This window comes from Dokdonia sp. LLG6352-1, assembly GCF_045055815.1.
Classification (GTDB): Bacteria; Bacteroidota; Bacteroidia; order Flavobacteriales; family Flavobacteriaceae; genus Dokdonia; species Dokdonia donghaensis.
The window spans coordinates 526,265-546,107 of sequence record NZ_CP159329.1; the positions used below are offsets into that span (position 1 = coordinate 526,265).

Sequence of the window (19,843 nt, forward strand, 5' to 3'; positions counted from 1 at the left end):
CGCGAAAGCGTAATTATTTTAGTTTCCAAAGTTATATCTCAAGGTAAATCCTGAACGAATCGTTGTTTGCGGAAATGCCGTTGATATGGCAAATGTCGAAAATGTATGATCGTAATAGAAAAGTGCTGTTAAGTTTTTAGTGAGTGCGTAGTCTGCTGAAAAACGCAAGCCGTATATGTCTTGGCCCTGCGTAGTCTGACTATTATCTATATCAAGGTATCTTATAATAGTCTCGTTTTGCCTAAGGGATAAATCTGCCTTAAAGTTTAAATCACTTTTAAGCACTCTACGTGAACCTCCAAAGTTTGTCACAAAACGAAGGTCTTTGATACGATACCCTAGTCCTAGTATGTACTCATTACCTTTAATCTCTGTGAGCAGGTTATTATCAAAGCTTAAGCCAAGTGCTCTATCGCGCTTAACCTCTGCAAGTATTTTGACTGAGTTTTTCATTTCAAAGTCTATACGTACTAGTGGTGTAAATTGCTCTGTGAGTGTAACGTTGCCTAGTAGTGTTTGATTTAAGAAGTTACCCGCTTGATCTCTCTGGGCTGTTTCTGGATCTCCATCTGTACTTCTATCATAAGCTAGGTTAGTCTGGAAATTATTTACAGAATACCCTGCTGTATAACCGTGTTGTATTGAGAACCTTTTAAACTTGCTTCTAAACCAGTCTAAGTTCATTAGTCCCGTGTACTTAATATTCCAGTTAGGAAGTGGCACATTTCTTAAGAAACCAGAATCTGTCTTGTTTACATCTTTACCTGTATAAGCAGATAAAAATGCTGGTAATAATACACGCTGGTTTGTTCTTCCAAAACCTTCTGGAAAACCGTTTTCATCTCTTTCAAAACCTGCTCCTCCATAAAAATCTGTGGCGAGCCTGTCTGCAACTGCTAACCTGTTTTCTCTAAACGTATTAAATGTTTCAGAAAAATCTGATGTGCTCTCATTAAAGGCTGTTGCAATGAGTAACGTTGAAATATTAAATCTACCGAAGCTATTACCCGTAAGAGACTCATACTGCAATGTCTCTGGATCTACACGGTAATTTTCTTGATAATTTTCTTGATACACTCTATTCATATTAAGATCAATATCAAGATCTTTTAAGAGTCCTATTCTTGCCTGGATACCTAAGTTTCTACTCTCGACCTCACGATACTGCTCATTAAAATCTTGAAATAATGTAAGCCATCCATTACTAGCTGCTAGTTCTCGCACCTCTGCCTGGCTACCAAAAATAAATCCTGGTGTAGGCTTTAAACTTCCTGTAAATCCTACAGATGGTAAATACCCTGGCAAGTAAATTCCATTATTTTCTTCGTAGTTGAATTGCACTCGCTTTATTGCTGTAAGTAAACTTACACCTGTGTTGAGGGCCTTATCTGAACCGCTCAAACCGCTACTATTCGAACCTTGGTCCTCGGCGATTTTACGTTCTCTATCTGATGTTTTGCGGGTATCTTCTGGTGATGGTAGCCCTCTAGGCCTAGAGGCTGTTGCTCGCTTCTTTTTCTTCTTATTAAGTCCTACATATTTATAGAGCTTTTCCATATCTAATGTACCATTTATGGCGTGGGTATTTGTGTTTTCTACACTATTCCCAATCTCTGGTATATTATCTAAAACTTGAAATTGCTGTGAGCCACGTTGCCATCTATAGTTTGCTGTATATGCATATGTAGCAGTTATCCACTCTGTGAACGGAAACTTATCAAATGGTAAATCATAGTTAAGCTGTAAAACTCCAAAATGTGTGTCTGGCGTACCTACATCTAAGAATCCATCATATATACCAAAACCAGCTACCTCTTGACCTTCATCATCTAGAAATGATGGAGAACCATCACTATCGAGATAGTTTCTCACCACACGATTATGATTCATATTGTAGTTAAATCTTAGACTTTTTGTGATAGGAAAGTCAATGGCATACCCCCAGTCAAATAAATAATTACGTTGAAATAAACGTGGTAAAGCTATATCACCATCATTTGCAAATACATCTCTAAATTTTTGCTCGTTACGCTGGCGCACAATGTTAGATTGCACTGCCACACTAGAAGGTAGGTAGTTGAAATTAAAATCCTTTAAGAATTTATAGTACTTCCCTGTAAAAAGGCTATCGTTCTTTGCAAATGGTTCGATAGGCTTTGAGTTAAAATTAAAATTGTACGTCCCTCCCAATCTCACATTTTGATCTAAAGATTCTTCAATCTCAAAATCCTTATGATCTGTCTGGCTATATGAATATGAGAAAGTAAGGTTTTCTATATCATATGGCATAGGTTTACGGTCTGTATTTGTGCGCTCCTTACGCACACCTATTGCATTAAAGCTTTGACGCTTTGTATAGTCTACAGCATAGTCTTCTATCTGATCTCTCTGCTCTTGATCTGCCGCATTATCAAGCGAGGTATCTAGCTCAACATCTTCATAAAGGGGATCAAACTTAGGTGTGATACTCTGCTCTCCTATAGAATAGTTAAGTGGTAATTGTACACCCCATTTTTTAGGTAATAGCTGTCCAGCGTTTAGGTTTGTAACTACATCATACTGCATTACATCTTCAAGACTACGTTCTCCAGCATTTTGCTCAACACTTCCAAAACCAACTGTGCTTACTCTACCGGTAGCAGATACATTTGCAAAGTCTGCAATGTTACCATCAAGACTTACAATACCTGCATATCCTCCATCATTAGTAAGGTCAGACAAACGAAGTTCATTAAACCAAACCTCGGCGCCAATTTCTCCAGGCGAGCATCCCATTGCCTGATTACTGGTAGGGTTACCATTTTTAACCCCTAGCATTAATGTTCTTACATCTCCAAAACTAGGAAGACCCTGTATACCTATACGAAGTTGTCCTTCCTCATAACAAGTTTCTTCTGGATTAAGAATACGATCTCCATTTTGATCAAAATAAGTTATATCATCTGGGTCTGATTCTACATCTCCTGCAATTACTTTAGATTTTATGGTTTGCAGTAATTCTAAGGACAGATCTAATTCATTTGCCGCTGGCCAAATCGCCTCTCTATCTTGATTTGAAACATTAAATGGTGTAGGTGCAAGTGGTAGCTCTATTTGATAGAAATTAGAATTAAGGTCGGTTCCCATTCTAATAAACCCTACAACATTTTGATTATCTAGCCCATTTTCAATAATAGGCTCTGCGTGCATAAACATCTTAAGATTTTTATACTGTCGCATATCAAGCGAATAATACTTATATACTCCTCGCGCATCTTGCTCTTCAAGGTTTTCAACTCTTAAAGAAAGAGACTGCTCGTTTTGTCTTATATTATTATTGTTGTTGTTAAGGCGCTCTCTTATTACACCTGGAGGTAATGCATAAGGAACAGGCTCTCTAGTTTCGTTTGCCTCAATATTTACGGCAGCAACTTCAAAAAGTGTGTTGTCACCATCATTTATCTCTGTATTTTCATTAGGATCTAAAGAAAGTAAATATCTTCTAAAATCTCCACGCACTAAATCTAGTGTTCCAAAACGAAGCACAACGTCTTCTTGCCACCCACTCATATACATACGCATAAAACGGATTGCTCTAAAGTCATTAATACCTCCTACCACATTAGTCGCCTGATTAATTGGCACTCTAAACTGCACCCATCTCGTAGGTAATTGTGATCCATTTTGAGTTGTTACTGTAAGCTCTCTTACATCTGTAACAAAGGGATTGTTTTCTACACTAAGTGAGGAAGGATTAATAGGTAATTCATACTCAAAATATGCATCTACCGTGTTCATTGTATTATCGCGGTTTACATCTTCTACATCTGGAAAGGTTGTAGAACCACGATTGGTTTGTGTCACCTCTACAGGTGAGTTCCCTTGATTATTATTATAATCTCTATAACGCTCTACAACTCCCCCCTCTGTATTGAGGAAGTAATTATAGTTATCACCAGCTGGGTCAGGTAAGTTTGCAAAGTTTGGAAACTCTACCATTTCTTCTGCATCACTAAGACCATCATACCCTATATCTTGATTGGTACGCTCCTGACCTTCTGTATCAAAAGCATATACTAATGACTGGTTAGTTGGCACTTTTCCCCATACCGTTTCTGAGGTTCCTACCTCTCCACCATCATTAGGTAATCCATTTTCATATTGCTTACGACCGTCCTTAAGGATATCTTCAGAAATACTACCTAGGTTTAAAGTTAGATTTCCTCCTGGGCTTGTGGTATCTCCATCTGCATAAAATGGATCTAATAACCAGAACTCAACAAACTCAACATTTGCTTGTTCAAAATCTGTAGAGGTTAATTGTCTTGTTATACCCCCAAAATTCTCTTGAGGGTTAGATAATGTTCCGTCTACAGCATCTGGACTAAAGTTATAAGGCCCCCTTTGATCTGGAAAATAAGCTAAATCAAGTGTGAAAAGAGCTTGCGTTTGACCAGATATGATATCTTGTTGTGGGAAAATTTCATCTCTGAACACACGACGTGTTTCTGGTAACGACAAGTCATCATCAGAGATTCCATCAGGTCTCTGGTTATTATAGAAAATAGGATCAATAGTATACCAAGCAAATTTTGCACGACGATATCCTGTTGCAAGGTCACCATTTGCAAATTCACCACCAAAACCTACTGGAGGTGATGACAAACTCCACTGCAATGGGCCTCCTACGTCTATTGATGTCTGCGCTCCTTCAAAGTCATCTATGTAAGAAGTAGCCTCACCATTAAAATCTGTTCCTTTAGGTTGACCTGGGAGCAAGTAAGCAACTTCTCCTCGCACAGATAAGTTAGAAGGTACATCTGTATCAATGTTAGGCAACTTATTCACCCATCTCGTTAAGAAAGGGAGCTCAGTTGAGTAGCTTGCATTAAGACCTACAATAGTATTATTTATAGGCTCAAAGTTATATGTGGCTTTTTGCGTAAGCGGTCTTTCATTTAAATTTAAAAAAGTACCTCCTACTATGAAGTTTTCACTAAACTGGTGTTCTACATTAATTCCTGTAAAGCGCTTATTTTGCTGTCCAAAAATGGTGTTATTCTCAACAGATGCAGAAATAGGAATTCCAGATGCCTCAAGTGATTTGTCTAAAATAATAACACGCCCTAATTGATAATTTACAGTATAATCAAGACCTTCTACAAGTACACGACCACCAGCCGTTACCCTAACAGAACCCTGAGGAATATTAAAAGCCCCTAATGGAATACCTTGCTCTTGTGCAGATTTATAACGCCCCTTTAGTAAGAACTTATTTTTTTCTGCATTATCACGTGCTATTGTTTTTGTAGACTGATAGAGTGAGCTATAAACATACTTATCTTGGTGTGCATTATAGGTGTCTTCATTTTCATAATTTTCCACACCATCGTTAACACTAAGTAACTCAAATAGATTTTCTCCAAAAGGCTCTACAGTAGTAAATATAATACTCCCATTTTGTACGTGTACGGTTACTCCGGGCACAAAATCAAAAAACCCATCTCCTCCTACTTGTGGATCACCAAAAGTGGTGAGTCTATCAAGATTAAAAAGTCGCAATAACGTATTACTCTCAAGTGCACCACGATCTTGACCTTCATCCATCGTATTGTCATTATTTACACCATCAAAGAGTGTAGGTAATGGCTCACCCGCGACTGGTGAGATAAAGTTAATAGGCGAAGGATCTGCATAAACTATATTAAGTCTAAACCCATCTTGCTCTAATTGAAAAGCACCTAGTGGGTAAATATTCTTCATCATCAAGTCCCAAATAGGCTCCTCAACATTTGTGAGGTTACTCTTAAGCATTTTTACGACAAGATTTACAGGGCTTCCTGCTTGACCTGCAGGTATAACAGTATCTAGTATACCGTCACCATCTGCATCTTGTCCGTTTAAAATACCATCCCCATTACTATCTGCATCTGCATCATTTGCAATGCCGTCGTTATCATCATCTGGGCGGGTTACCGGGCTATCAGCATCTGCGATATCTGGTATTCCGTCCATATCTGCATCTGGTCTATTACCCTCGGTAGCATTTACACCATCATTTGCAAATTCTCCTACTTGATACACTTGTCCTCCTACGGTATACTGGAAAGCGACTCCCAGCACCTCATCATTATTAAGGCGCTGGTTTAATGAGATATAACCAAGACCTGGATACAAAGTAAATTGTGAGTTATCTAGTTTACGAGCATTTTCTAAAAGCACATAATCTGTCCCATCTTGTACAGTTATATTCCCAAAACCTTGCCCTACTGTTGCAACATCTCGTATAGCTGGAGATAACTGCGACTGCACAGAAGCATCATTAATACCTCTCGGGTTGAAATCATTATTTGCGTTATCTGGAAAAGCATTAAAACTACTGTTTATAAAACCAGGGTTTGCTCCAGCGTTAATACCTATATTATCTGGGTTAGACTCACCTATATCTTGAATTGCAACAATGTTACGTGCATTTGTAGTTTGATTTTGTCTATTTGTAATCCATACTTCTACTCGAGTTACTTGCACCCCACTGTTATCTATAAAGGGATAATTTTTAAGCGCGTCGTTATAACTGTCTCTAAAATAATGTGCTAAGAAGAAGTGACGATTCTCATCATAGTTAAGCGCTGGAACTTCAAACTCTTGCACCGTCGCACCACCCTCTGCAGTAACAGTTTTGGGTTGTGACTGATTTTCTGAGAATACTGCGGTCACCCTAGTTTTACCAAACTGCAACTCAGTCTTAACACCAAAAAGGCTTTGCGACCCCTGTATCAATGCACTATTAAGAGGCATAGACACGTTACCCACTTCTATCTTCTGGATGATGTCATCCTCAGTAGGCGTGTATTCTAGTTTTATTTGATTCTGAAAATTAAAGGTAGACTCCGTATCATAGTTTGCTGTGATCTGGAGGCGTTCACCTACTTGCCCTAATAAACTAAGACTTATACGCTGGTCAAAGTCAAATGTAAAATTTCTTCTATTACGAGGAGAAAAAGCAGGGTTATCTTGCTTTGTAAATAACAGTCCGAGATCCATCTCTACAGAACCTTGTGGTGTAAACGTAATCTCATCTCCTCCAAAAATAGATTCAAAAAGATCATTTTTTACATACAGAGATTTTACAAGACTATTTCTAGAGTCATCCTCATCTGCACGGCCATCTATTGCTGTGATTTTTTCTCTAAAATATTGACGCATTTGTTCATCACGCACGCGTTTTTCATACTCTTCTGGAGTAAGTATAAGTGGGTAGGTTACATTAAAAGCACCTAGTTCTTCGGTATAAATGTATCTATCTAGTACAGGGTCATAGGTGTACTTTGCTACAATGCTATTTGGATTAGGTAACACAAGGCTTCCTAAAGAAAAAGTCGCAGGTGCGGTGCTCTCTTCACTTTCACTAGGCTCCTCTTCTTGTGCTATAGCACTTAGGTTACCTATAAAAATAACCGCAATAAACAATATCGCTACACGTAAATTCAAGTAATAATTTCGCTTCAAAATAGACCTACAGTTTTTTTAATGCCTCTTTAATAATAGTCTCTACGCTCGCGTCTGGCTTTTCTTTTGTGATAGCTAGACATACTTTCTCTGCCTGCTTACGCGCAAATCCTAAAGTCTCTAAAGCAGATAACGCCTCTTCTTTATTAGTATTGCTTTGCACAGCACTTTCGGTACTGATATCGTATACTTTAAGTATTTTATCCTTAAGATCTAAAATCACACGCTGCGCCGTTTTTGCCCCTATTCCCTTTATGCTTTGTATGGTCGCCACATCATTTGAAGCGATAGCCTGCTTTATTTGATTAGGCTCAAGTGAAGATAACATTGTTCTTGCGGTACTCGCTCCTATTCCAGAAACAGAGAGTAATAATCTAAATATCTCACGCTCCATCACCTCCATAAAACCATATAGTGTATGACTATCTTCCTTAACCTGGAGATGGGTATACAGCTTGAGCGCCTCACCATCACCTAGTTGCCCAAAAGTGTGCAAGGAGATGTTTATAAAATATCCCACTCCATTACAGTCTAATACAACGTGTGTAGGATTCTTCTCAATAAGTCTACCGCTTAGGTGCGTAATCATTTAACAGTATTTTAAGGTGCGTAAATGTAAGAAATATATGTCTAGGAGAAATGTTATTTATATCCTTACGCTTTCGCGAAAGCGCACAACCCCACCACACCGAAAAATTAGGCACTTACACCGTCATTTCTATTCTATTTTCAAAACAAAAAAAGGTTCAGAAATAATTCTGAACCTTTAAATTATGAGGTATTATTACGCTTTCGCGAAAGCGTAAAACCGCTTACTCCTGCTGCTTGTTAAAAAAATTTTCCTTCTTTTGAGCATCAATCACTGTGATAGCAGTCATATGCACCATCTCATCTACGCTTGCTCCCAGTTGCAAAATATGCACAGGTTTGCGCATACCAAGCATTATAGGACCTATATTATCTGCATTTTCTAGCTCTTTTATCATCTTATAGGTGATGTTTGCACTGTCTATGTTTGAAAACACGAGCGTGTTTACTTTTTTACCGGCAAGTTTTGAGAACGGAAACTTACTTTGCAACATATCTCTGTTAAGTGCAAAATCTGCCTGCACCTCTCCATCTACAATGAGCTCTGGGAAGTTGCGGTGTAAGTAAGATACAGCGTCGCTTACCGTTTTTGCCTTCTCGTGTGTAGATGACCCAAAGTTTGAGTAAGACATCATCGCCACCACTGGCTCTAGTCCAAACATCCTTACAGCCGTCGAAGTCATCTGGGCAATTTTTGCCAGTTCCTTTGCATTAGGATCTATGTTTATAGAGGTATCTGCAAGAAAGAGTGGTCCTTTTGAGGTAACCATCAGGTTACACGCGGCTACTTTTTGTACACCTGGCGCAGTACCTATTACTTCAAGAACCGGTTTTATCACAGATGGATAACTACGGCTAAAACCAGAGAGCATCCCATCTGCATCACCTTGACTCACCATCATAGAGGCGAAGTAATCTCGCTGTCTAAGTAGTTTTTGTGCTGCATAGAGCGTGATACCCTTGCGCTTTCTTGACTCCCAGTATATCTCACCATACTTTGCCACGTGAGCTTTCTCTTCGTCAGATTTTGGATCTATAATTTCTACATCTGCATCAAAACCTATCTCTTCTTTAAGTTCTAATATCACATCACGGTTCCCTAATAAAACGGGTATTGCGATACCCTCTTCGTGAGCGATTTGCGCAGCTTTAAGCACATCTAGTTGATCTGACTCTGCAAAGACTATACGTTTTGGGTTGCGGCGTGCGCGATCCATTAGTAATCTTACAATCTTGTTATCTTCACCCAGTCGCTCTAACAACTCATCCTGATAAACTGCCCAATCTTTTATAGGTTCTTTTGCTACTCCAGACTCCATCGCTGCTTTTGCAACCGCCGGCGGTATTGTAGTTATTAATCTTGGGTCAAATGGTTTTGGGATAATATAATCACGGCCAAAGGTAAATCTAGTCTCTCCATATGCGATATTTACCTGTTCTGGAACGGGCTCCTTTGCTAGTTGAGCTAGTGCTTTTACCGCTGCCATCTTCATCGCTTCATTTATAGCAGTTGCACGCACATCTAGCGCACCTCTAAAAATAAATGGAAAACCTAGCACATTATTTACTTGGTTAGGATGGTCAGACCTTCCCGTTGCCATTATTAAGTCTGGTCTTGATGCTATCGCAACATCATAATCTATCTCTGGAGTTGGGTTTGCCATTGCAAATACAATAGGATCATTTGCCATAGACTGTACCATTGTAGGTGTTACAATGTTACCCACTGAAAGACCTAAAAACACATCTGCATTAACCATTGCTTCCGCTAGTGTGTTAAAACTCTCTTTACTCTTAAACTTAAACTGCTCTGGAGATAAGTCTGTACGATCTTCTTTAAGAAGACCATTTATATCAAACATTGCAATATTTTCTAGCTTAGCACCAAGTAAATGATATAAGTTCATACACGAGATAGCTGCACTACCTGCGCCAGACACTACGATACGCACATCTTCTATGCACTTACCTGCTATTTCTAATGCATTGAGCATCGCTGCGGCAGATATGATTGCCGTACCGTGCTGGTCATCGTGCATTACTGGTATATCTAGCTCTTCTTTGAGCCTACGCTCAATTTCAAAAGCTTCTGGCGCCTTAATATCTTCAAGGTTAATCCCTCCAAAGGTAGGAGCGATATTTTTTACAGTTTCTATAAAAGCATCTACATCTTTTGTACCTACTTCTATATCAAAAACATCGATCCCTGCAAAAATTTTAAAGAGCAAACCTTTACCCTCCATAACAGGTTTTGATGCCTCTGGACCTATATCTCCCAGACCCAGCACTGCAGTACCATTTGAGATTACAGCCACAAGGTTACCCTTTGCTGTATATTTATAAACGTTATTTATATCTTTTTCTATCTCTAGACACGGCTCTGCCACACCTGGAGAATAAGCGAGCGCAAGATCACGCTGGCTTGAGTACTTTTTTGTAGGAACTACCGCAATTTTACCAGGTTTTGGCTTTGCGTGATATACGAGGGCTTCCCTCCGTCTTTTGTTCTGCTGACTCATAAAGTTGGTTATCTATTGACTTGCAAAAGTACTGAATTCCCTCTCGGTTATAAACTCAGTCTTGTTAACATCTACCTAATGGAGGTTATTATTTAAAATCTAGCAACTGGGTGAGTATGTCAACATTTTGAGGTAATCTACCCACGTGCTGTAATTTTATAGCAGCCAGTGACAGCGCCACTTTGAGACATTTTTTGATGTCATACTCTCTTATGTAAGCAAATAAGAATCCACTCCAAAAAGCATCTCCTGCACCCGTAGCATCAAGTATTTGCTCTACTCTTGCCGCTGGCTCAACAATCATTTCTGGAGGGTGATTTTTACGCTTTCGCGAAAGCTTAACCCCTTCTGATCCCAAGGTGAGGCAAACAAGCTCTACCCCGAAATCATTGTGAAAGAAATCAAAAATAGCCTCGTGGCTTCTTTTCTCACCAAAAAGGCGCTCCATATCATCCTCACTTATCTTCACTAGCGGGTTATATGAGCAATACTCTCTAAAAGTTTTTATCGCCTTCTCCCTATTAGGATAAATACGAGGCGAGTAATTAAGATCTATACTAAGTGTACAACCAGCTTCATAAGCTTTTTTTGCTTTGGCTAAAATTGTAGTTCTTGCAGGCTTCTTACTGAGGGCAAATGCTGTGGTATGAAAAATAGTAGTTTGTGCTAATAAAGCATCAGACACTTGGGTTTCTGAGATCTTAGTGTCTGCATATCGATAAGGTATAAAATCTGGTGTGCCCGTAGTTTTTGACACAAAAATCACACTTGTAGGGTTTTCAGGATCTGTCGCAATGAGATCTGTCTGCACGCCATTTTCGGTAAGTTTATCTTTAATGTAAACGCCTAGCCCATCATCTCCTATGGTGGCAGCAAGTTTTACTTTCATACCTAGTCGCGCGAGATTCATCGCTACATTAGTAGGACTACCACCTAAGTACCTGTGGTAATCACGTGTTTTATCTATACGCACTTCTTTTTGATGGCCTATAAAATCTATAAGCACCTCACCTACACATAAAATATCTAAGTCTCTTTTCACTTAAGTAGTCTTTAAATTCTAAAAAAATAATCTGTATTTTCATTTACATTGTAAAGTATGAAAGCACCAGCGTGAGCCAGTGCTTTCAGTTGGGTATTAACCACTTATCAGCCTCAAACGTCATATGATTATTGGATTTAATCTTATGAACAAGATGCTGTAAATTTTAGCAATAATTGAGACAGTTTATAGCTGTCAGGTAGTTCTTTTATAGTGGCTTAAGAAAAAAGAACTTCTATTGTTCTACTAATATACTAATAAGTTATTAGTACTAGACGGTTTAATGAAAACAAAGTGCTTATTCAACAACACCCTCATTTTCTACATCATACACTTCTTGTGCTTGTTTTGGTGTTAATCGTAAAGCCAAAAATGCTGAGATTAAAAAGAATACACCTGCAAAAAGAATGGCATTAATGGCGTTATCACCTAACAAATATTTATAGATAGGACCAAATGTTACCGTCTCTATTGCCATAGGTATTACAATCATCATATTAAGAATACCCATATAGATACCACGTTTACGCTGCGGTACTATTTTTGAAACCATTGTATATGGGATTCCCATCATAGCTGCCCACCCTATTCCAAATAAAATCATAGGTGCCAGTACGAGATTTGCATCTGCTATATACGGTATTAAAAACATAGCCAGCGCAGTCCCAAAGAGACTAGCTGCATATATCTTTCTTCCTCCATATTTCAACGTTAGTGGCACTAATACAAGTGCAACTAGTATGGTTGCAGAGTTATATGTCAAACTCATCTTAGCAGATTGTGAAGCAGCCTCACCTATACTAAAGTTAAGAGTATCTCTAAACATAGGCACATTAAACTGCCAGTATACAAATAATGCATACCATTGAAAAAGGTATACTCCAGCAACCTTCCACATAAACTTAGGCATAGTTTTTACCGTACTAGCAATCTCTATAAATGGCTCTTTAAATTTTTCTGCAAAAGTGAGCTTTCTAAAGCCCTCTATTTCTTCCATTTCTTCTGGCGAAGGCGGTATCTCTCTAGTCTTAGACACAGACCATAATATAGTAGTGATAGAAAGCACAGCCCCTATAAAGAAAGAGTAATACAACCATAGTGGAATACTTCCCGCAACTTCTTCTGCGAGACCTAGTATATCTTGAAAATAAATAATTGAGATCATTGCTATTACTGTCCCTGCACCTACAAATAAGCTTTGCATCTGGTACCCAAGACTTAATTGAGTCTTTGGAAGTTTGTCTCCTACAAGTGCTCTATATGGCTCCATTGCCATATTATTCCCTATATCGAGTATCCACAATAAAGAAACCGCAACCCACAGGGCTGGGCTAAAAGGAAATGCAAACAAGCAAAGACTACCCAGTAGAGCTCCTATAAGAAAGAATGGTTTTCTTCTACCAAATTTAGGAGACCACGTTTTATCACTTATAGCCCCAATTATAGGCTGTACAATAAGACCTGTAATAGGTCCTGCTATATTTAAAATAGGTAGCAAATCTTCGGCTGCGCCTAGGTATAAAAAGATAGGGTTGATGGCTGTTTGTTGTAGCCCAAAAGAAAATTGAATTCCTAAAAAGCCAACATTCATATTAAATATTTGCCAGAAGGACAGGTTGGGCTTTTTGATACTACTGAGTATTTTATTCATAAATATGCTGGATTTTAATTATGATTCAAGACAGTAATATCCGTAAAAATATTAAGATAACGTTAAGTGTCTGTAATTTTAAGGATTTCGCAATTGAGGCGTCAATTACGGTTGTTTTTTTAACGCATCGATATTTCGCTTCAAGCCAGAAAATTTGGTTCGCTTTACAGCAGATTTTCTAAATATTTCTGAGAACACCTCTTGGGTTATTTCATCCCATTGTTTTTTATCATAATTGAGCAGCTTAGGATTTGGGTTAAATAACGGCTCACTATGTGCTTTTGAAAATCGATTCCAAGGGCATACATCTTGACATACATCACAACCAAACATCCAGTCATCTAGTTGACTCTTTGCATACTCAGGTATTTCATTTTTAAGCTCTATCGTAAAGTAGCTTATACATTTACTCCCGTCTACCTTATACGGCTCCACAATAGCCTGTGTGGGACAAGCATCTATACAAGCAGTGCAGCTCCCACAGTGATCTGTAACAGGTGTATCATACTCAAGGTCTAGATCTACTACAAGCTCTGCAATGAAATAAAATGACCCTGTCTTTTTTGAAAGTAGATTACTGTGCTTACCTATCCACCCCAGACCACTCTTTGCTGCCCAAGCTTTATCAAGTATAGGAGCGCTATCTACAAAAGCACGGCCGTTCACCTCTCCTATCTGTTCTTGTATAACGTGCATAAACTCTTTGAGTTTATCTTTTATTACAAAATGATAATCACGCCCATAAGCATACTTAGAGATTTTATAAGACTCCTCATTCTGCAACTCTTGAGGGTAATAATTAAGTAGGAGTGATATTACACTCTTAGACCCTTCTACAAGTTTTGTAGGGTCAAGGCGCTTGTCAAAGTAGTTTTCCATATACTGCATCTCGCCGTGCATATTTTTATTGAGCCAAGACTCAAGACGAGGCGCTTCTTCTTCAAGAAAACCAGCTTTACTTATACCGCAAGACATAAAACCTAAGCGTTGTGCTTCTGCTTTAATAAATGCTGTATGTTTTGATTTATTCTCTATCACCCTATCTTGTAGTAAACTCTAAGACTGCATTTTTTGGCTTGAGGGTAATGAGCGGTAATATTTCTATAGGTGTGTTTATAGGAGTGATTTTAAAACGGGATACCATTTCGGTAACCGCAAGAATCATCTCATACATTGCAAAGTTATTACCTATACACATTCTAGGTCCCGCGCCAAATGGGAAATAGGCATCGTGGTACATCCCCGCATTTTCATCAAATCGAGTAGGATTAAATTGTAATGGATCTTCCCAAAAATCGTTGTGCTTGTGAATCTCAATACACGAAAACAATAAATTAGAACCTGCAGGTATCTTCATCCCATTATATTCGTCTTCTTCGATATTTACTCTGTCTATGAAGTAAGCTGGTGGGTAAAGTCGCATTGTTTCCTCTAGCACTTGCTTAGTGACTGTACAATGTCTTAAAAACTCGTTTAATGATGTTGAGTTCGCTTTCGCGAAAGCGTATTCCTCATAAATTTTATCTTGCCACTCTGGATGTCTTGCAAGTAATGAGGCGGCAAATGTAAGCGCATTTGAAGTTGTCTCGTGACCCGCTGTAAAGAGTATGAGAATCTCATCTATGAGCTGCTCATCATCCATACCTGTGCCATCCTCATAAGTAGACTCCAGAAGCATATCTAGTAAATCTCCTACCTTTTGTTGTGATGCTCGACGTTCTTCTACGAGTTCCATAAGTATATCACGCGCCTCTTGAGTAAGAGCCAGGTGCTTGTCTATAGGTCCAGCATACTTAAAATACCAAGTTTTATAAGGTTGTCTCAACTCTTTTACGAGCATCTTTTGAGCTTGCTCTGTAATGTATTGCAGGCGGTTTATCTTTTTACGATCTACCTCGGTCTGAAAGAGTGACTTTGCAACCGTATTAAAAGCAAGGTCATTAAATATCTCAAATACATCAAACGCCTCTCCTGTCTTTATGTTTTGTAGCTCCTCCTTTATTACTGTATGCATAGCTTCTATAAGCTGTGCAAGCTGCTTTTTATGAAAGGCTGGCTGTATGAGTTTTCGTTGTTTTTTCCATAGAGAACCTTCTGAGGTTAAAAGTCCCTCGCCTACATACTTTGCAAGATCTTTAGTCTGAATGGGTGACTTTGTATAGTTGCGCTGGTTTTTTTGCAAAGCATACTTTGCAAAGCCCGGATCTCTAGAGAAGACTACTTCATTACCAAAGCCCAATTGCAGCTTGAAAGTATCACCTTTACTCTCAAAATTATCGTGATGAAAAGGAAGCGGATTCTTTAAAATACTCCCAGCGTTTGCCAGAAACTTTAAAACCGAAACTGCTGGAATATCATTAGACATAGGGTGCTTTTATATAATATTTTAAATAGAATGTTTCTAAAACAGACCCCCCTGCACAGGGCCTTTTACTCTACCTAGATGCTTGTATGCATCCTCTGTAACTTCACGTCCTCTTGGAGTGCGCATAATAAAACCTTGCTGTATTAAAAAAGGTTCGTAAACCTCCTCAATAGTTTCGGCGCTTTCAGAAACGGCAGTCGCCAGTGTAGTGAGCCCCACAGGCCCGCCTTTAAACTTATCTATAATCGTAGCTAGTATTTTATTGTCCATCTCATCCAACCCGTGAGCATCTACGTGAAGTGCTTCAAGGCTATACTTAGCAATCTTAATATCGATACTACCATTTCCTTTTATTTGTGCAAAGTCACGCACTCTACGCAATAAGGCATTTGCTATACGAGGTGTACCACGACTTCTACCAGCTATCTCTATAGCAGCTTCCATAGAGATAGGTACACTAAGTATACTAGAGCTACGCTGTACGATGGTTGTAAGAAGTTCTGTTGTATAATATTGCAATCTACTAGATATACCAAAACGTGCGCGCATAGGCGCCGTAAGAAGTCCAGAACGGGTAGTTGCTCCTACAAGTGTAAAAGGTGCTAGATCTATCTGAACGGTACGTGCATTTGGGCCCGTCTCAATCATTATATCTATACGATAATCCTCCATAGCCGAGTATAAATACTCTTCTACTATAGGACTAAGTCTATGTATCTCATCTATAAATAACACATCACGCTCATCTAGATTAGTAAGTAATCCAGCGAGATCACCAGGCTTGTCTAGAACAGGGCCAGAGGTTATCTTAATATTTACCCCAAGTTCATTTGCTAGAATATTTGCAAGGGTAGTTTTACCAAGACCTGGAGGACCGTGAAAGAGGGTGTGATCTAATGCCTCTCCTCTAAGGTTTGCTGCTTGTACAAAAACCTTGAGATTTTCAAGCACTTGATCTTGTCCTGCAAAGTCGTCAAACGACAAAGGTCTTAACGCTTTCTCAATATCTACTTCTTCTCTTGAGTAACCTTCGTTTGTAGGATCCAAGTGCTCATTCATACGTCTAGGTGATTTCTATCAAAGATAAGAAATTGTCTTGTTTGAAACTTTACAGCACCCTTCCATTTAAGACTAATAAAGGATAATGTTACGCTTTCGCGAAAGCGTAAAACTAAAAAACCCACTCGTTAAGAATGGGTTTTAAGTAATCATAAAAGTATGATTTATGTTATGACATCTCTAGTGATGCATTTCTTCTTCATTGTCTTGAAGCGGAACTGTTTGCGGTACATAATCTTGACCAGCAATTACATAATCTGACTCATCTTTATTCAGCTTAGAATAATCATATGGCCAGCGGTGTACTTCAGGAATTGCACCTGCCCAGTTACCGTGTATATGCTTGTGATCTGTTGTCCACTCTAAAGTGTTGGATTTCCAAGGGTTTTTAGAACCTACTTTTCCATAGAACATTGAGTGTATGAAGTTGTATAAGAATACTAACTGCGCTGCTGCTGTAATGAAAGCAAAAATAGATATCGCTTTGTTTACATCTACAAGATCATCAAAATATGGGAACGCTGAGTTTGTATAGTAACGTCTAGGTAATCCCGCCATACCGATAAAGTGCATTGGGAAGAAAATACCATAAGCTCCAATAACTGTAATCCAGAAGTGAACGTAACCTAGGTTCTTGTTCATCATTTTACCTTCAAACATTTTTGGGAACCAGTGATACACACCTGCAAAAAGTCCATATAATGCAGAGATACCCATTACTAAGTGGAAGTGAGCTACTACAAAATACGTATCGTGTACGTTTATATCTAACGTTGAATCTCCAAGTATGATGCCCGTAAGTCCACCAGAAATAAAGGTAGAAACTAATCCTACTGAGAAAAGCATACCAGGGTTGAACTGAAGGTTACCCTTCCACAAGGTTGTGATATAGTTAAAAGCTTTTACTGCAGATGGTATTGCAATTAATAGGGTTGTAAATGTAAATACAGATCCCAAGAATGGGTTCATACCTGAAATAAACATATGGTGACCCCATACAATAGTTGATAAGAACGCTATTGCTAAAATAGAAGCAATCATCGCTCGGTAACCAAATATAGGTTTACGTGCGTTTGTAGATATTATCTCTGATGAGATACCTAGTGCTGGTAATAATACAATGTATACCTCAGGGTGACCTAAGAACCAGAAAAGGTGCTCAAATAATACTGGCGAACCACCAGAGTTATGTAATACCTCTCCTCCAATATAAATATCCGATAAGAAGAATGATGTACCAAAGCTTCTATCCATAATAAGCATTAAAGCTGCAGATAAAAGAACTGGGAAAGAAACCACACCGATAATAGCAGTCACAAAGAAAGCCCATATTGTAAGTGGTAATCTTGTCATAGTCATCCCCTTTGTACGAAGGTTAAGTACTGTAACTACATAGTTAAGTGAACCTAATAGTGATGATGCAATGAATATTGCCATCGCTACTAACCACAATGTCATACCCATTCCTGAAGCAGGTATACTGCTAGGTAGAGCAGATAGTGGTGGATAGATAGTCCAACCTGCTGCTGCTGGTCCCGACTCGACAAATAATGATAATACCATTATTACAGAAGAAAGGAAGAACAGCCAATAAGATACCATATTAAGGAATCCAGAAGCCATATCTCTCGCTCCAATCTGAAGTGGAATCAATAAGTTACTAAAAGTACCACTCAGACCTGCTGTAAGCACAAAAAATACCATTATGGTACCGTGTATGGTAATAAGTGCAAGATAAATGTTTGGATCCATCACACCGTCTTTACCCCAGTCTCCTAAGAGCACTTCATAGATAGTAAATTGGTGATCTGGCCAAGCCAGCTGTAAACGGAATATCAATGACATCCCAATACCTATAATACCCATTATCAAACCAGTAATTAAATACTGCTTTGAGATCATCTTGTGATCAGTACTAAAGATATATTTCGTTATAAACGTTTGCTCGTGGTGGTGCTCGTGATCATCGTGACCGTGATCTGCTGTTGCTGCGTGTGCTGCCATACCTAGATTCTTTAGTTAATTTTTCTTTTTCTTTTTTTATTCTTGAGCTGCTGCTATAGAGCTGCCAAATGTTTTTTGAGTTGCAATCCAAGCGTCATATTCTTCTTGAGTTTCAACAACAATCTTCATCTGCATATTATAGTGCGATGCTCCACAAATCTTATTACATAGCAAGTAATAGTCAAATTCATCATAAGCGTCTATTGGACCATCTCCTGCCGCTATAGAAGCTTTATTTTTTTCTTTTCTAATCTCTTTGATAGTCGCCATCTTATCTTTCATATAATCCGTATCACGAATCTCTGCAGTAGTTTTAGATGGAGTAAAAGAGAATTGGGTAATCATACCTGGCACAACGTTCATTTGCGCTCTAAAATGAGGCATATAAGCAGAGTGTAATACATCTTGAGAACGTAACTTAAAGATTACCTGGCGTCCTACTGGAAGGTGAAGCTCTGTTGTAATTTTATCATCCATTGCATCAGCATCACTTTCATCAACACCCACTGTGTTTGCTCCTTCAATGAAACGAACATTTGCGTTACCTAAGATATTATCCTCTCCGGCATAACGTGCTTGCCAACCGAAACGCTTTGCATATAACTCTACAACTATAGCATCCTCGTCCTCTTCAAAGTTCATTATATCTGACCAAGTAAAGAGACCATAGATAATAAGACCTGCAAGAACTATTACTGGAATAATAGTCCAGATAAACTCTAGCTTATCATTATCTGCATAGAATAATGCTTTTTGACCTTTCTTTCCTGAGTACTTATATGCAAAGTAATGAAGTAATGCCTGTGTGATTACTTGTACGAACATTATAAGTGCAAGAGAGATAAATAACAAGGTGTCATAATCTGCTCCGTGCTCAGAAGATGGTTCTGGCAAATAAAACTTACTGTAATTCCAGAAACAGTAAATAGTTATGGCATATAAAAATGTGATAAACATCAACATCAATTTACCATTGATTCTGTTGTCTTTATCGTCTGCTACTTGAGTATTTTCACTATTGGTCTTCTTATTAAACTGAGATAGTTTAAAAATCTTTGACATTTGCCAAAGTGTGACTACAAATAGAATTACTACGATGAGTGCTAATAAACCTGTCATTGCTTTCT

10 protein-coding genes are annotated in these 19,843 nt (G+C 38.5%); all 10 read right to left on the reverse strand.

The features are described from left to right. Positions 1–18: 18 nt before the first annotated feature. The 10 genes from sprA to ABVM49_RS02510 all read right to left on the reverse strand — a co-directional run bounded on the left by sprA (position 19) and on the right by ABVM49_RS02510 (position 19,835). Entirely contained in the window at positions 19–7,488 is a 7,470-nt protein-coding gene (sprA, locus tag ABVM49_RS02465; RefSeq protein WP_405202876.1) for a cell surface protein SprA, read from the reverse strand. A gap of 7 nt (positions 7,489–7,495) precedes the next feature. Further along, positions 7,496–8,077: a Holliday junction branch migration protein RuvA gene (gene ruvA, locus ABVM49_RS02470; RefSeq protein WP_405202877.1), complete on the reverse strand. Its 582-nt coding sequence runs from the start codon at positions 8,075–8,077 to the stop codon at positions 7,496–7,498. 223 nt (positions 8,078–8,300) lie between these two features. After that, positions 8,301–10,595 carry an NADP-dependent malic enzyme gene (locus tag ABVM49_RS02475; protein WP_405202878.1) on the reverse strand — a complete coding sequence of 765 codons (2,295 nt, stop codon included), beginning with the start codon at positions 10,593–10,595 and terminating at the stop codon, positions 8,301–8,303. Positions 10,596–10,683: 88 nt separating this feature from the next. Further along, positions 10,684–11,637, reverse strand: a complete 954-nt coding sequence (locus ABVM49_RS02480; protein ID WP_405202879.1) for a carbohydrate kinase family protein — start codon at positions 11,635–11,637, stop codon at positions 10,684–10,686. 298 nt (positions 11,638–11,935) lie between these two features. Continuing rightward, positions 11,936–13,288: an MFS transporter gene (locus ABVM49_RS02485; RefSeq protein WP_405202880.1), complete on the reverse strand. Its 1,353-nt coding sequence runs from the start codon at positions 13,286–13,288 to the stop codon at positions 11,936–11,938. A 105-nt stretch (positions 13,289–13,393) separates the two neighbouring features. After that, the gene (gene queG / locus ABVM49_RS02490) at positions 13,394–14,323 is read right to left on the reverse strand and encodes a tRNA epoxyqueuosine(34) reductase QueG (RefSeq protein ID WP_405203648.1); all 930 of its coding nucleotides are present in this window, start codon (positions 14,321–14,323) and stop codon (positions 13,394–13,396) included. Between the two features lie 4 nt (positions 14,324–14,327). Next, positions 14,328–15,653, reverse strand: coding sequence for a cytochrome P450 (locus ABVM49_RS02495; RefSeq protein ID WP_405202881.1), 1,326 nt, complete (start codon positions 15,651–15,653; stop codon positions 14,328–14,330). A 36-nt stretch (positions 15,654–15,689) separates the two neighbouring features. Continuing rightward, positions 15,690–16,712: a Holliday junction branch migration DNA helicase RuvB gene (ruvB, locus tag ABVM49_RS02500; protein WP_405202882.1), complete on the reverse strand. Its 1,023-nt coding sequence runs from the start codon at positions 16,710–16,712 to the stop codon at positions 15,690–15,692. Positions 16,713–16,892: 180 nt separating this feature from the next. Next, positions 16,893–18,716, reverse strand: coding sequence for a cbb3-type cytochrome c oxidase subunit I (locus ABVM49_RS02505; RefSeq protein ID WP_405202884.1), 1,824 nt, complete (start codon positions 18,714–18,716; stop codon positions 16,893–16,895). 36 nt (positions 18,717–18,752) lie between these two features. After that, positions 18,753–19,835: a cytochrome c oxidase subunit II gene (locus tag ABVM49_RS02510; protein ID WP_405202885.1), complete on the reverse strand. Its 1,083-nt coding sequence runs from the start codon at positions 19,833–19,835 to the stop codon at positions 18,753–18,755. Positions 19,836–19,843: the final 8 nt, after the last annotated feature.

Excerpts from the sequence above, each read along its gene's own strand:
- ruvA (WP_405202877.1), bottom strand. The coding sequence starts at position 8,077 with ATGATTACGCACCTAAGCGGTAGACTTATTGAGAAGAATCCTACACAC.
- ABVM49_RS02475 (WP_405202878.1), bottom strand. The coding sequence starts at position 10,595 with ATGAGTCAGCAGAACAAAAGACGGAGGGAAGCCCTCGTATATCACGCA.
- ABVM49_RS02485 (WP_405202880.1), bottom strand. The coding sequence starts at position 13,288 with ATGAATAAAATACTCAGTAGTATCAAAAAGCCCAACCTGTCCTTCTGG.
- ABVM49_RS02495 (WP_405202881.1), bottom strand. The coding sequence starts at position 15,653 with ATGTCTAATGATATTCCAGCAGTTTCGGTTTTAAAGTTTCTGGCAAAC.
- ruvB (WP_405202882.1), bottom strand. The coding sequence starts at position 16,712 with ATGAATGAGCACTTGGATCCTACAAACGAAGGTTACTCAAGAGAAGAA.
- ABVM49_RS02505 (WP_405202884.1), bottom strand. The coding sequence starts at position 18,716 with ATGGCAGCACACGCAGCAACAGCAGATCACGGTCACGATGATCACGAG.
- ABVM49_RS02510 (WP_405202885.1), bottom strand. The coding sequence starts at position 19,835 with ATGACAGGTTTATTAGCACTCATCGTAGTAATTCTATTTGTAGTCACA.